A 14237-nucleotide genomic window follows, 5' to 3' on the forward strand; every position below is an offset into this window, starting at 1 on the left:
GGCTGACACAGCCGCGACCGCACGGTCTGCTAAAATCGGCGGTCAATGTCACGTCCCTCCTCTCCCGTTCCGCCGCTGCCCCGTTCCGGCCAGCTCCGCGCCTGGTGGCGCGCTCCCGCATCGGCCACCGCGCTGGCGTGGTATGCCGCGCGTGCCGCCGAGGCCCATGACGGGCCGCTGCTGGTCATCGCCCGCGACAACCACGGCGCCAACCAGATCGAAGCCGACCTGCGCACCCTGCTGGGCAGCGCATCGAGCCTGCCGGTGGTGGTGTTCCCGGACTGGGAAACCCTGCCCTACGACGCCTTCAGCCCGCACCCGGACATCATTTCCCAGCGCCTGGCCGCGCTGCACCGCCTGCCCACGCTCGCCCGCGGCATCGTGGTGGTGCCGGTGCAGACCCTGCTGCAGCAGCTGGCGCCGCTCAAGTACATCATCGGCGGCAGCTTCGACCTGAAGGTTGGCCAGCGCCTGGACCTGGACGCGGAAAAGCGCCGGCTGGAAGCGGCGGCCTACCGCAACGTGCCGCAGGTGATGGACCCGGGCGACTTCGCGGTGCGCGGCGGCCTGCTCGATGTCTTCCCGATGGGCGCCGATGCGCCGCTGCGGGTGGAACTGCTGGACCAGGACATCGACTCGATCCGCGCCTTCGACCCGGAGAGCCAGCGTTCGCTGGACAAGGTCGATGCGGTGCGCATGCTGCCCGGCCGCGAAGTGCCGCTGGACGAGCTGGCGGTAGCGCGGGTGCTGACCACCCTGCGCGAACGCTTCGACGTGGATACCCGGCGCAGCGCGCTGTACCAGGACCTCAAGGCCGGGTTGGCGCCGGCCGGCGTGGAGTACTACCTGCCGCTGTTCTTCGACCGCACCGCCACCCTGTTCGACTACCTGCAGCCCAACGTGCTGCCGCTGGTCGCCGCCGGCGTGGGCGAGGCCGCCGCCGCGTTCTGGGCGCAGACCCAGAACCGTTACGAACAACGCCGGCACGACCTCGAACGCCCGCTGCTGGCTCCGCAGGAGCTGTATCTCAGCCCCGAGGCGTTGAGCAGTACGCTCAACGCGCTGCCGCGCATCGAGGTCTGGAACGCCGACCACCCGCGCATCGACGAGGCCCAGCCGCTGGGCGACCAGCCGTTGCCGCCGCTGCCGGTGGCCGCCCGCGATGCCCCGGCCGGCGAAGCGCTGAAATCCTTCCTGGGCCATTACCCGGGCCGGGTACTGATCGCCGCCGATTCGCCCGGCCGCCGCGAGGCACTGCTGGAAGTGCTGCTGGCCGCCGAACTGAAACCGCCGGTGGTGGCCGACCTGCCGGCGTTCCTGGCCGACGCCAGGATCCGTTTTGCGATCACCGTGGCGCCGCTGGAAGACGGTTTCGCGCTGGATGACCCGCAGATCGCGGTGCTCACCGAGCGCCAGCTGTTCCCCGAGCGCGCCGGCACCACCCGCCGCAGCCGCCGGGTCGGGCGCGAACCCGAAGCGATCATCCGCGACCTGGGCGAGTTGACCGAAGGCGCGCCGATCGTCCATGAAGACCACGGCGTGGGCCGCTACCGCGGGCTGATCGTGCTCGACGCCGGCGGCATGCCCGGCGAGTTCCTGGAGATCGAATACGCCAAGGGCGACCGCCTGTACGTACCGGTCGCCCAGCTGCACCTGATCAGCCGCTACTCCGGTGCCTCGGCCGAAACCGCGCCGCTGCACTCGCTCGGCGGCGAACAGTGGACCAAGGCCAAGCGCAAGGCGGCCGAGAAGGTCCGCGACGTGGCTGCCGAACTGCTGGAAATCCAGGCCCGCCGCCGCGCCCGCGCCGGGCTGGCGCTGCACGTGGACCGCGCCATGTACGAGCCGTTCGCGGCCGGCTTCCCGTTCGAGGAAACCCCCGACCAGCTTGCCGCGATCGATGCCACCCTGCGCGACCTGGCCAGCAGCCAGCCGATGGACCGGGTGGTCTGCGGCGACGTCGGCTTCGGCAAGACCGAAGTGGCCGTGCGCGCCGCCTTCGCCGCGGCCAGCGCCGGCAAGCAGGTAGCCGTGCTGGTGCCGACCACGCTGCTGGCCGAACAGCATTACCGCAACTTCCGCGACCGTTTCGCCGACTGGCCGCTGCGGGTGGAAGTGCTGTCGCGCTTCAAGAGCACCAAGGAGATCAAGGCCGAGCTGGAAAAGGTGGCCGCCGGTACCATCGATGTGATCATCGGCACCCACCGCCTGCTGCAGCCGGACGTGAAGTTCAAGGACCTGGGCCTGGTGGTGGTCGATGAGGAGCAGCGTTTCGGCGTGCGCCAGAAGGAAGCGCTCAAGGCGATGCGCGCCAACGTGCACCTGCTGACCCTGACCGCCACCCCGATCCCGCGCACCTTGAACATGGCCATGGCCGGGCTGCGCGACCTGTCGATCATCGCCACCCCGCCGCCCAACCGGCTGGCGGTGCAGACCTTCATCACCGCCTGGGACAATGCGCTGCTGCGCGAGGCGTTCCAGCGCGAACTGGCCCGCGGCGGCCAGCTGTACTTCCTGCACAACGATGTGGAAAGCATCGGCCGCATGCAGCGCGACCTGGCCGAACTGGTGCCCGAAGCGCGCATCGGCATCGCCCACGGGCAGATGCCCGAGCGCGAGCTGGAGCGGGTGATGCTGGACTTCCAGAAGCAGCGCTACAACGTGCTGCTGTCCACCACGATCATCGAATCGGGCATCGACATCCCCAACGCCAACACCATCATCATCAACCGCGCCGACCGCTTCGGCCTGGCCCAGCTGCACCAGCTGCGCGGCCGGGTCGGCCGCTCGCACCACCGCGCCTACGCCTACCTGGTGGTGCCGGACAAGCGCGCGATGACCGCCGACGCGGAAAAGCGGCTGGAGGCGATCGCCTCGATGGACGAACTGGGCGCCGGCTTCACCCTGGCCACCCACGACCTGGAAATCCGCGGCGCCGGCGAACTGCTCGGCGAGGACCAGAGCGGCCAGATGGCCGAGGTCGGCTTCAGCCTGTACACCGAGCTGCTCGAACGCGCGGTGCGCAGCATCCGCCTGGGCAAGCTGCCCGACCTGGATGCCGGCGAAGAGGCGCGTGGTGCCGAGGTGGAACTGCACGTGCCGGCGTTGATTCCCGACGCCTACCTGCCCGACGTGCACACCCGCCTGACCCTGTACAAGCGCATCAGCAGCGCGCGCGACAACGAGGCGCTGCGCGAACTGCAGGTGGAGATGATCGACCGCTTCGGGCTGCTGCCCGACCCGGCCAAGCACCTGTTCGCCATCGCCGAACTGAAGCTGCAGGCCAATGCGCTGGGCATCCGCAAGCTGGAACTGGGCGAAAACGGCGGGCGCATCGTGTTCGATGCCAAGCCGGACATCGACCCGATGGCGGTGATCCAGCTGATCCAGAAGCAGCCCAAGCTGTACACCATGGAAGGGCCGGACAAGCTGCGCATCCGCCATCCGCTACCGCTGCCGGAAGACCGTTTCAGCGCCGCCAAGGCGATGCTGCTGACCCTTTCCCCGCGCTGACCCCATCCCCCGACACCCCCTGCTTCTGCGGGCCGGGGGGATTGTCCTGTTCCTATGCCCGCGACAAGGAGAGTTGCTTTGAAACGATTCCAAACCCTGCTGCTGGCCGCCGGCCTGGCCCTGCTCGGCGCCTGCAGCGGCGGCGGCAGTGGCATGTCCGCCAGTGAGTACCTGACCGAGAACGTGGCGCTGTGGAACGGTACGGCCACCACCGTGCAGCAGTGGACCATCGGCCCGCGTGGCGAGCAGTTGCAGAAGGCGCTGGGCGAAGGCAAGGGCCTGGCCACGTTCAAGTCCGGGCTGGAGGGCGCGCGCGCCGAGATGAAGCAGTACCTGGGCATGATCGACCAGATGCCGCCGGCCGAAGATGCCAAGGACGTGCACCAGAAGCTGCGCACCTACGTGCAGAGTTCGGACGAGATGTTCGGCATCCTGCTGGAAATCGCCGCGCTGCCGGAAGGCTACGACAAGGCGCAGATCATGCCGCTGGCCGAGAAGCTGCAGGCCGTGGGCAACCGTATCGACGGTGAAATGCAGGCCCTGGACGCGGCCCAGGGCGCGTACGCCAGCAAGCACGGCATCCAGCTGCAGCGGCATTGATTCCATCGTCCCCCGGACGCAGCCGGGGGACACCGGTGGGGTTGGCTCCATCGCACCGCCACACAAACGACGGGCGCACCGAGGTAGGGTCGGATCCCAATCGACTGCCGGCCATCATGCAACGTGCGACGAACGCATGGCCGGTGAACGGAGCGGACGTTTCTCCGATCCAGTTCCATGCGTCAAAGGGCGTTGACCCGCCCACGGCAGTTGATTGGGATCCAACCCTACCAGCAGCAGGCCGACGTGCCTGCTCGGCCGTACGCGGATGCGCGCGTTCCTACCTTCCGGCAAGCGCGTCACCATCGAACCGCCACAAACGCACTGACCAAGGTAGGTTCGGACCCCGATCGACTGCCGACCATCGTGCAACGTGCGACGAACGCATGACCGGTGAACGGAGTGGACGTTTTTCCGATCCAGTTCCATGCGTCAAAGGGCGTTGACCCGCCCACGGCAGTTGATTGGGATCCAACCCTACCTGCGCGTGCGCCGTACGCACCGGCCGCCCCGGTCGACGCCCCACAAAAAACCCGGCATGCGCCGGGTTCTTCGTTCCGCTCAAGCGGCTGCGATCACCAGATCACGACCCGCTTGTCGTCGGCGCGCACCATCGCATCGCCGCTCTTGCACTCGAACGCCTTGGCGAACGCCGGCATGTTCGACGGCGCGCCATTGGCGCGGAAGTTGGCCGGGGCGTGCGGGTCGGTGTTCAGGCGCACGCGCAGCTCGCTTTCGGTGAAGTTGCGGCGCCACACGGTGGCCCAGTTCATGAAGAACCGCTGGTCCTGGCTGTTGCCGTCCACCGCCACATTGGCCTTCGGGTCTTCCTTCAGCGCCATCTGCAGCGCGTCGTAGGCCACGGTCAGGCCGCCCAGGTCGCCGATGTTCTCGCCCAGGGTCAGCTTGCCCTTCACCTTCACCCCCGGCAACGATTCATAGCCGTCGAACTGCGCCACCAGCTGGTCGGTGCGGCCGGTGAAGGCCTTGCGGTCGCTGTCGGTCCACCAGTTGTCGAAGTTGCCGTTGGCGGCGAACTGGCTGCCCGAATCGTCGTAGCCGTGCATCATTTCATGGCCGATCACCGCGCCGATGCCGCCGTAGTTCAGCGCCGGATCGGCCTTGGCGTCGAAGAACGGCGCCTGCAGGATCGCCGCCGGGAACACGATCTCGTTCTTGGTCGCGTTGTAATAGGCATTGACCGTCTGCGGGGTCATGCCCCACTCGCTCTTGTCCACCGGCTTGCCGATCTTGTCCAGCATGAAGCGGTAGTTGAACGCGCGGGCGGCCTGCATGTTGCCCAGGTAGCTGTCGGCGCTGGTCGCATAGCCGGACCAGTCGCGCCACTTGTCCGGGTAGCCGATCTTCGGGGTGAAGCTGGCCCACTTCTCCAGCGCCTTCTTGCGGGTGTCCTCGCTCATCCATTCCAGCTTCTCCAGGCGCGCCTTCAGCGCCACCGAGAGGTTCTCCACCAGGTGCTGCATCTGCACCTTGGACTCGGCCGGGAACACCGCGTTGACGTACAGCTGGCCCAGGCCTTCGCCGATCGCGCCGTTGACCGATTCCAGCACGCGCTTCCAGCGCGGCTGCATTTCCTTCTGGCCGCGCAGGGTAGTGCCGTAGAAGTCGAAGTTGGCCTTCTCGAAGGCGCTGCTCAGGTAGGGCGCGGCGTCATCGACGGTGTGGAAGCGCAGGTAGGCCTGCCAAGTGCTGGCCGGCACGTCGACCAGCATCTTGTCCATTTCGGTGAAGAAGCCCGGCTGGGCCAGCGAGAACTTCTGCGCGGCCGGCACCTTCAAGGTGTCGAACAGCGCGGTCCAGCTGAAGTTCGGGGTCAGCTTGTCCGCGTCGGCGGCGCTGAGCGGGTTGTAGCGCTTGGCCGGGTCGCGCAGTTCGATGCGCGACAGCGACGCCTTGGCCAGGCGGGTTTCAAAATCCAGCACGGCCTTGGCCTGGGTCTTGGCCTGCGCGGCATCCACGCCGGACAGGGTCAGCGTCTGCGCGATGTAGGCAACATAGGCGTCGCGGATCTTGGCCTGCGCGTCGTCGAAGTAGTAGCCCTTCTCCGGCAGGCCCAGCCCGCCCTGGCCGACGTAGGCGATGACGTTGGCCGAGTCCTTGTAATCCGCATTGGCGAACAGCGAGAACAGCACGCCCTGGCCCTGTGCCTGGCTGTCGCGCAGGTACTGGGTGATGGCGGCGGTGTCGTTCAGCGCGGCGATCTTGTCCAGCTGCGGCTGCAGCGGGGCGATGCCGGCGGCCTCGATCCTGGCTTCATCCGAACCGGTGTTCCAGATATCGGCGATCTTTGCTTCCACCGAGCCCGCCTTGGGCTTGCCGGCCGCGGCCTGCTGGACCAGGGCGTGCTGCACTTCCAGCGAGCGCTCGCGCAGGATCTCGAAGCTGCCCCAGGTGGTCTGGTCGTTCGGCACCGGGTTGGCCTTGAGCCACTTGCTGTTGACGAAGCCATTGAGGTCGGTACAGGCGGCGATCGCCGGATCCAGGTCGGCGCTGTCGAGCGAGATCAGCGCGGTCTTGAGCTGCGACTGGTCGAAGGCCGGCGTGGGCGCCTCGGCGGTCGCCGCAGGCGCGGTATCGGTCTTGCCACAGGACGCCAGCGAGGCGGCGATGGCGACGGTCAGGCCCAGCGGGACCAGCTTGGAAAACTTCATTCGACTCTCCGGCTACAGATGGATGCATCACCCGGGTCACGGGCAATCGGGCAGCGTAGCGCGGCGGGCGCGATGGGGGACCGGCCAAAGGTCACATGCGACGACACCAACCCGCAATGACCCAATTTTCTTACTGGCTCATCAGGTGCAGGTAATCGAAGTACGCACCATCGGGCTTCGGACACCATCGGAATCTTCAAGATAGCGATCAAGAACAATGACACTCCCCGGAATCGGCCTGACCACGGTGCACTTGGCGATGCCGCTCAAGGTTCCAGGAGTGCTGCCGGGCGACGCAAACTGCTGGGAATTCTGCGCGCAGCGATAATCAGGAGGACAAGATACGATTTTGCTGCGAAGATAGATCGGGTAAGCAGGCGTGCCCGAGAACTGCAATACATAGGGAATCTCGGTCAGGTGTGGGCCCGTGACGGGCGGGGCATCGGTAATCGTCAAAGGTCTGCAATCGGTCTCGCCACGTTTGAACGTACGATACCCCTTGTCCACACCGCGCATTGCCGCAGAACGGAAGGCCGAGTCTCGAAGTGCAACCGAGTCTTCCATGTTTGTATGAAACCCAATCTCGATCAAGGCAGTGGTCATTGCTGCCTCACGCACTTCTGCTTTCCTGCTGCCATCTCCAAGGTTCGGACGGATGACGAAGTCTGAGTAATCTTCCTGCCCTTGGATCTGCTCCCTCATGTAGCAAAGGATGTTATTGGCGAGTTGCACGGACGGTGCGTCACCCAACTTGGTCATTACCGAAGCGCCCCGCGCGGTGGGAGGGCCCGCATCCGTATGCAGGGATATAAGAACCTCTGCATTCAAATAGTTGGCGTACTTGGGACGGGCCACAAGATCTTCGTCATACTCGCGAAGATTTTTTCTATCGGGTCGGTCCGGCACGCCATTCGGGAACAGATTCCAGATTGCGGGACCAAGATCCGGATGAAGTCTTTTAATATGGTAGCGCGCAGCCAGTTCCGACCAAGGAAGATTGCTTTCCGGATCTATTCCTGCCTCGTAAATTGCTCGAGTGTGCCGGATGTCCGTGGCGATATCACTGCTTCTATGGCCTAGCCATGCTGCTAGCACCGAGGAGTAACCAGGCGTGACCAAGTCTTCGTACACGTCCGCCGTACCGGCGTAAGGCTCAGGACGCTGGTGACGCCACGTGCTGTCCGCATGATGGAGGTACTTGCCATGCCCGGGATTCAATACAACCAGGCCGGGGACGGGAGCCATACCACTGCGCTTTCCCTTGCGTTCTTTTAGGTATTCAGGAGGAAATAATTCATCGAGCGTCTTCCCCCCAATTCTTGCGCGCACATACTTGAACTCGACAATTCCAGACAGATAGCTGGACAGTTCATCCGTGATCTCCCCAATCTTGTCGCCAAGATCTTCAGAGAACGCCGCTTGCCCTCTGGGCAGATAGCCAGAATCGAGATCCACCCAGATCGTTCCCGTAGCCGGCTCCGGGCTGATTCTAACCACCACACGCGACTCTTGGCCGGGCAACCTCTCTTGCCGATCAACAAACCGCTGCAGTTCCGGCTCAAGCTGGAAAAATATTGTCGTACTTTGGGCCACGGAGGGCCGCGAGCCTAATTCCTGTAGCGGCAATGGCCGGGCGCTAGCGCCAGTGGTCAATGCAACTGCGAGAGCCAAGCCTGTGGCTATACAGGCCATCGCCTTGCCTTTTGTAACAGACATCTGCATCTCCTTTGCCCAGATAATCCCCACTCGTAGCCTAGCAGCGGGTCGCTGGGTTAGGGCAATCAATTCTCTCAATGCAATACCTATTCAACATCCAATCCCTGAAAGAGTGTGTCGCAATTGCCACCGCTCCGTGGCCGAGCTTCTTGGCTCAAAGCGGCAATGCGTACTCATGCGGTCTCAGAGCGGCTGGCAACCTCGCGAGCATTCTGGAATTTTGCGGAGGAGACTGTAGTACTTGTGCCTCTTTGCCGACAATGCCGGTCACGCAAGAGAAAATGGGCGAAGCCACAAACGAAAGGCCGGCTTGCGCCGGCCTTTCGTGATTACTTTGCCTTGCCCTGGTTGGCCACGGCCTCGGCGGCCTTGCGTGCCGCTTCCGGGTCGCCCAGGTAGCGGAACGACTGCACGGTGAGATCGTCGTTCAGCTCGAACAGCAACGGGATGCCCGTCGGGATGTTGAGCTCCAGGATGGCTTCCTGCGAGACGCCGTTGAGGTACTTGTACAGCGCGCGCAGCGAATTGCCATGGGCGGTGACCAGCACGGTCTTGCCGTCCTTGAGCTGCGGGGCGATCGCATCGAACCAGTACGGCAGCACGCGCTCCAGCGTGGTCGCCAGCGACTCGGTGCCCGGCAGCGCATTGCGGTCCAGCCCGGCGTAGCGGCGGTCGTGGATCGGGTGGCCCGGATCTTCGCGCTCCATCGCCGGCGGCGGGATGTCGTAGGAACGGCGCCAGATCTTGACCTGGTCCTCGCCGTGTTTGGCAGCCGTCTCGGCCTTGTCCAGGCCCTGCAGGCCGCCGTAGTGGCGCTCGTTCAAGCGCCAGCTCTTGCTCACCGGCAGCCAGTCCTGGTCCAGCTCGGCCAGTGCGCCCTGCAGGGTGTGGATGGCACGCTTGAGCACCGAGGTGTGCGCCACATCGAACTGCAGCCCTTCCTCGCGCATCAGGCGGCCGGCGGCGGCGGCCTCGGCGCGCCCCTGTTCGGTCAGTTCCACGTCCACCCAACCGGTGAAGCGGTTGTCCAGGTTCCACTGGCTCTGGCCGTGGCGCAACAGTACGAGTTTCCGGGTCACTGCAGTATCTCCGACAGATGGCAAGGCAGGCCCGCATTGTAGCGGCAAGCCTGCCCCGCCCTGCACGCCGGCGGCGCCGGTCAGGGGTGCGGATGGCCGTGATGGCCCTGCGCATCGGGGCGCGAGCGGCGGCTGGTATCGGCGCTGGATGCCGCATGGGCATGCCCATCGGCGCCATGCGCATGGTCATGGTCATGCCCGGCATGCGCATGGCCGGCACCCGGGCCGCCCACGCTGCAGCTGTCACCGCAATGGTCCGCCTCGATCTGCAGGGTCACATGGTCGATGTCGAAACCCTCATGCAGGGCCGTGCCCAGCGCGCGCCGCAGCGCATCGGCGTCCACGCCGTCGGCCATCACCACATGGGCGGTCAGCGCCGGGGTGCTGGAGGCCAGCGCCCACACGTGCAGGTCGTGCACATCGACCACCCCCGGCTGCGCGCACAGTGCGCTGCGCACCGCGGTGATGTCCATGCCCTTGGGCACGCCTTCCAGCAGCACGTTGATCGCCTCGCGCATCAGCACCCAGGTGCGCGGCAACACCCACAGGCCGATCAGCACCGCCAGGATCGGGTCGATCGGCTTCCAGCCGGTCCAGCGGATCAGCAGCGCGCCGATGATCACCGCCACCGAGCCGAGCATGTCGGCCCACACTTCCAGGTAGGCGCCCTTCACATTCAGGCTTTCGCCGCTGCCGGCCTGCAGCAGGCGCATCGAGACCAGGTTGATGCCCAGCCCGATCGCGGCGATCACCAGCATGCCGGTGGAGGCGATCTCCTGCGGCGCGCGGAAGCGCTGCACGGCTTCCCACAGGATGTAGCCGGCCACCACGAACAGCATGCCGCCGTTGATCATCGCGCCCAAGGCTTCCAGCCGCGCGTAGCCATAGGTGCGCTTGGCATCGGGCGGGCGCCGGCTCAACCGCACCGCGACCAGCGCGATCATCAGCGCCAGGGTGTCGGTGGCCATGTGCGCGGCATCGGACAGCAGCGCCAGGCTGTTGGTCCAGAACGCGCCGAACACTTCCACCAGCAGGAAGGTGGTGGTCAGCCCGAGCGCCCACCACAGGGGTTTCTCGTGGCGGATTTCGGTTGGCAGATGATTGTGGTCGTGACCCATGGCAACAGCTCCAGTGCAATGGGGCAAGGCTACTGCGGCAGCGCCGGGGAGACTATTACGTCATTTATAACATTGCAGGCCGGCGCGGCGGCGCTCAGCCCTGCTGCGGCACGGCCGCAGGTGCGCCAGCCGGGGTTGCGCGCCGCGGCCTGCTGGGGAATGCATGGCGCACGATCCGCCACATCACTTGGCCGAACTGCCGGGGCAGCGAGCCGGTGTTGTAGTGCTGGCCGTAACGCGCGCAGATCTCCTTCACCTCGACTGCGATGGCCGCGTAGCGGTTGGCCGGAATGTCCGGGAAGAAATGGTGTTCGATCTGGTGGCTGAGGTTGCCCGACATCAGGTTCATCAGCCTGCCGCCGGTCAGGTTGGACGAACCGCGCAGCTGGCGCAGGTACCAGTGGCCGCGGCTTTCATCGCGCACGCAGTCCTTGGGGAAGGTTTCCGCGTCGGCGGTGAAGTGGCCGCAGAAGATGATCACGTAGGTCCACACGTTGCGGATCAGGTTGGCCACGATGTTGCCCAGCAGCACCGGCAGGAAGAACGGACCGGCCAGCGCCGGGAACAGCAGGTAGTCCTTGAACACCTGCCCGCCCATCTTGCGTCCGACCGGGCGGAACTGCGCGCGCAGCTGCTTGAAGGTCATCTTGCCGGCAAACACCCGGCCCAGGCGCAGGTCCTGGATGGCGATGCCCCATTCGAACAGCAGCGCGAACACCACCGCCACCACCGGCTGGATCAGGTAGAACGGGCGCCAGCGCTGTTCGGGGAAGATCCGCAGCAGGCCGTAGCCGATGTCATCGTCCAGCCCGCGCACATTGGTGTAGGTGTGGTGGCGGAAGTTGTGGGTCTTGCGCCAGTTGTCGGCGGTGCCGGCGATGTCCCATTCGTAGGTGCTGCCCTGCAGCTGCGGGTCGCCCATGAAATCGTACTGGCCATGGATGACGTTGTGCGCCAGCTCCATGTTCTCCAGGATCTTGGACAGCGCCAGCAGCACCACGCCGGCGATCCACGCCGGGATCAGCACGCTGTGCACGAACGCGCCCAGGAACAGCAGCGCGCGCCCGGCTACGCCGGTCCAGCGCACCCCGGCCACTACGCGGCGGATGTAACGCGCGTCGGCCGCGCCCAAGGTGGCCAGCTGGCGCGCGCGCAGCGCATCGAGTTCATCGCCGAAGGACTGCAGGTCGGCGGCCGAGAGCGCGCGGTTTTGCACGGAAGACATCGTCAGAGCTCCAGGATCAGGTCGGTGCTGGCGCTGTTGACGCACAGCTTCACTTGCGTGGCCGGTTCATCGGCGTACTCGCCGGTCAGGGTGTGGCGGGTGACCCCGGAGGCCTTGCCGCACACGCAGGTATTGCAGATGCCCATGCGGCAGCCGCTGGCCGGGCGCAGGCCTTCGGCCTCCAGCGCCTGCAGCAGCGAAGTGCCGCGCGGCAGGGCCAGGGTGCGGCCGCTGCGGCGCAGCTGCACCTGCACGGTGCCGGTTTCCGCGTCGGGCAACACCGGCGGGGTGAAGGCTTCCGATTGCAGCGCGGCCACAGTGCCCTGCAGGCGTGCGCACGCGGCATCGACGAAGCCGCCCGGGCCGCACACCAGCACATGTGCCGCAAGGAGGTCGCCCAGTGCATCGAACGCGTAGGCGTCCACGCGCGGCGACACGGCGTGCGGGTCGCGGGTCAGAGCTAGGTGCACGCGCAGGTTCGGATGGCGCGCCGACAGCGCGGCCAGTTCGTCGGCAAAGCACAGTTCCTCGCGACGCCGCGCCCAGTACACCAGGTCCACCTGCCCCGGCATGCCGGCCGCATCGAGCTGGCGCAGCAGCGCGCGCATCGGGGTGATCCCGCTGCCCGCGGCCAGCAACAGCAGGCGCTGCCCGGCGCTGGGCGCAAGGGTCATTTCGCCGAATGCCTGGCCCAGTTCGAAGCTGTCACCGACCACGGCCCGATGCGCCAGCTGCTGGCTGACCTTGCCGCCTTCGATGGCCTTGACCGTGATCGCCAGCGTGCCGTCGGCCAGCCGGGTGGGGCTGTAACTGCGCGACAGGCGGCGGCCATCCACGTCCACCCCGAGGGTGACGTGCTGGCCGGGCTGCAGGCCACGGAAGTGCCGGTTCGGGCGCAGTACCAGGGTGACCGCGTCGGCACTGGCCGGCTCGCGGGAAACCAGCCGTGCGCGGGGGCGGCGCAGGGTCCACAGCGGATGCAGCCGCCCGGCCCAGAAGTCGAACAGCTCCTCGGACACCCAGTGACGGGGCGAGATCGGGTTGCGGCGGCGGGCCGGCGGGCGGGGTTTGGCGCTCATGGAACCACTATACGCACGCACATACATGCGTGTATACAGTTGTATATTGAATGGACGGGCTATGATTCAGGGACTTGACCGCCCTGCCCCCGATGACCTCCCCAGACCTGCCCCTGTCCGCCGCCGACGATGCCCATCCGGCGCGCAAAGCCTCGATCTCGCGCGACGACCTGCTGGCCGCCGCGCTGGCCCTGATCGGCCCGCACCGCAGCGTGTCCACGCTGAGCCTGCGCGAGGTGGCGCGCGAGGCCGGGATCGCCCCGAATTCGTTCTATCGCCAGTTCCGCGACATGGACGAACTGACCGTGGCGCTGATCGACCTGGCCGGGCGTTCGCTGCGCACCATCATCGGCGAGGCCCGCCAGCGCGCGGCCTCCTCCGAGCGCAGCGTGATCCGGCTGTCGGTGGAGACCTTCTTCGAGCAGCTGCGCGCCGACCATAAGCTGCTGCACGTGCTGCTGCGCGAAGGCAGCGCCGGCTCGGACGCGTTCAAACAGGCCGTCGACCGCGAACTGAACTACTTCGAGGACGAACTGCGCCTGGACCTGATCCGGCTGGCCGCCGCCGATGGCGGCGCGGTGCTGCACGAACCGGCGCTGGCCTCCAAGGCGATCACCCGGCTGGTGTTCGCGATGGGCGCCACCGCCGTGGACCAGCCGCAGGAAAAGGACGCCGAACTGATCGAACAGCTGTCGCAGATGCTGCGGATGATCATCACCGGCGCGCGCACCATCGCCGGGAACCCACCGACGCGCTGAGCAGCCGCGGCGAGGCCCGCATATACGCACAACGCCGGCCCATGGGCCGGCGTTGTGGGATAACGGTGCACCGCACGATGGCTCAGCGGTAGACGCGCTCGCAGCGGCGTTCCACTACCCGGTCACCGCTCTTCTGCTGGTGGTTGCCCTGCACATTGCGGCCTACCGCACCACCGGCTACCGCGCCGGCCACCGTGGCCAGCTTCTTGCCGTTGCCACCGCCGACCTGGTTGCCGATCAGGCCACCGACCACCGCGCCGGTGGCGGTACCGGTGATGCGGTTGGGATCGCGGCTGTTGCGCTGCACTTCCACGTTCTTGCACACCACCTTGCTGCCGTCGTTGAAGCGGCGGCCTTCGTCCCGAGGTCCGTAGCTCTGCGCCACCGCGCCGAACGAGGCAGCCAGCAGCGCGCCCATGCACAACATGCGTTGGGTCGGTTTCATGGTGTTCTCCTTACAACTTGCAGGACAGGGGT

Annotated in this window: 10 protein-coding genes; 3 read left to right on the forward strand and 7 right to left on the reverse strand. The window is 66.4% G+C overall.

Going from position 1 to position 14237, the window contains the following annotated elements; translation table 11 throughout:
• Nucleotides 1-45 precede the first annotated feature (45 nt).
• Both mfd and IC535_RS03650 read left to right on the forward strand, forming a co-directional pair.
• Nucleotides 46-3513, forward strand: coding sequence for a transcription-repair coupling factor (gene mfd / locus IC535_RS03645; RefSeq protein ID WP_228886651.1), 3468 nt, complete (start codon nt 46-48; stop codon nt 3511-3513).
• 78 nt (nt 3514-3591) lie between these two features.
• Complete coding sequence (locus IC535_RS03650) at nt 3592-4113, forward strand: hypothetical protein (protein WP_228886650.1); 522 nt, start codon at nt 3592-3594, stop codon at nt 4111-4113.
• A 575-nt stretch (nt 4114-4688) separates the two neighbouring features.
• Here the strand turns inward: IC535_RS03650 and IC535_RS03655 are convergent.
• From IC535_RS03655 to IC535_RS03680, 6 genes are all read right to left on the reverse strand, one after another.
• A complete protein-coding gene (locus IC535_RS03655) occupies nt 4689-6785 on the reverse strand; it encodes a M13 family metallopeptidase (RefSeq protein WP_228886649.1) in 2097 nt (698 codons plus the stop codon).
• 141 nt (nt 6786-6926) lie between these two features.
• Nucleotides 6927-8501, reverse strand: coding sequence for an N-acetylmuramoyl-L-alanine amidase (locus IC535_RS03660; RefSeq protein WP_228886648.1), 1575 nt, complete (start codon nt 8499-8501; stop codon nt 6927-6929).
• A gap of 329 nt (nt 8502-8830) precedes the next feature.
• Complete coding sequence (gpmA, locus tag IC535_RS03665; RefSeq protein ID WP_228886647.1) at nt 8831-9580, reverse strand: 2,3-diphosphoglycerate-dependent phosphoglycerate mutase; 750 nt, start codon at nt 9578-9580, stop codon at nt 8831-8833.
• An 80-nt stretch (nt 9581-9660) separates the two neighbouring features.
• Nucleotides 9661-10698 carry a cation diffusion facilitator family transporter gene (locus tag IC535_RS03670; RefSeq protein ID WP_228886646.1) on the reverse strand — a complete coding sequence of 346 codons (1038 nt, stop codon included), beginning with the start codon at nt 10696-10698 and terminating at the stop codon, nt 9661-9663.
• A gap of 94 nt (nt 10699-10792) precedes the next feature.
• Complete coding sequence (locus IC535_RS03675; RefSeq protein ID WP_228886645.1) at nt 10793-11923, reverse strand: fatty acid desaturase family protein; 1131 nt, start codon at nt 11921-11923, stop codon at nt 10793-10795.
• 2 nt (nt 11924-11925) lie between these two features.
• Entirely contained in the window at nt 11926-13002 is a 1077-nt protein-coding gene (locus IC535_RS03680) for a ferredoxin reductase (protein ID WP_228886644.1), read from the reverse strand.
• 92 nt (nt 13003-13094) lie between these two features.
• Here IC535_RS03680 and fabR point away from each other — a divergent pair, with 92 nt between their 5' ends.
• Nucleotides 13095-13760 (forward strand): HTH-type transcriptional repressor FabR, encoded by a 666-nt coding sequence (gene fabR / locus IC535_RS03685; RefSeq protein WP_228886691.1) that lies wholly within the window; start codon nt 13095-13097, stop codon nt 13758-13760.
• An 82-nt stretch (nt 13761-13842) separates the two neighbouring features.
• On the opposite strand, the gene IC535_RS03690 is transcribed toward fabR, so the two are convergent.
• On the reverse strand, nt 13843-14205 hold the full coding sequence (locus IC535_RS03690) for a glycine zipper 2TM domain-containing protein (RefSeq protein ID WP_228886643.1): 363 nt from the start codon (nt 14203-14205) through the stop codon (nt 13843-13845).
• Nucleotides 14206-14237 lie beyond the last annotated feature (32 nt).

It is taken from the genome of Stenotrophomonas rhizophila, from assembly GCF_020857975.1.
Classification (GTDB): domain Bacteria; phylum Pseudomonadota; class Gammaproteobacteria; order Xanthomonadales; family Xanthomonadaceae; genus Stenotrophomonas; species Stenotrophomonas rhizophila_C.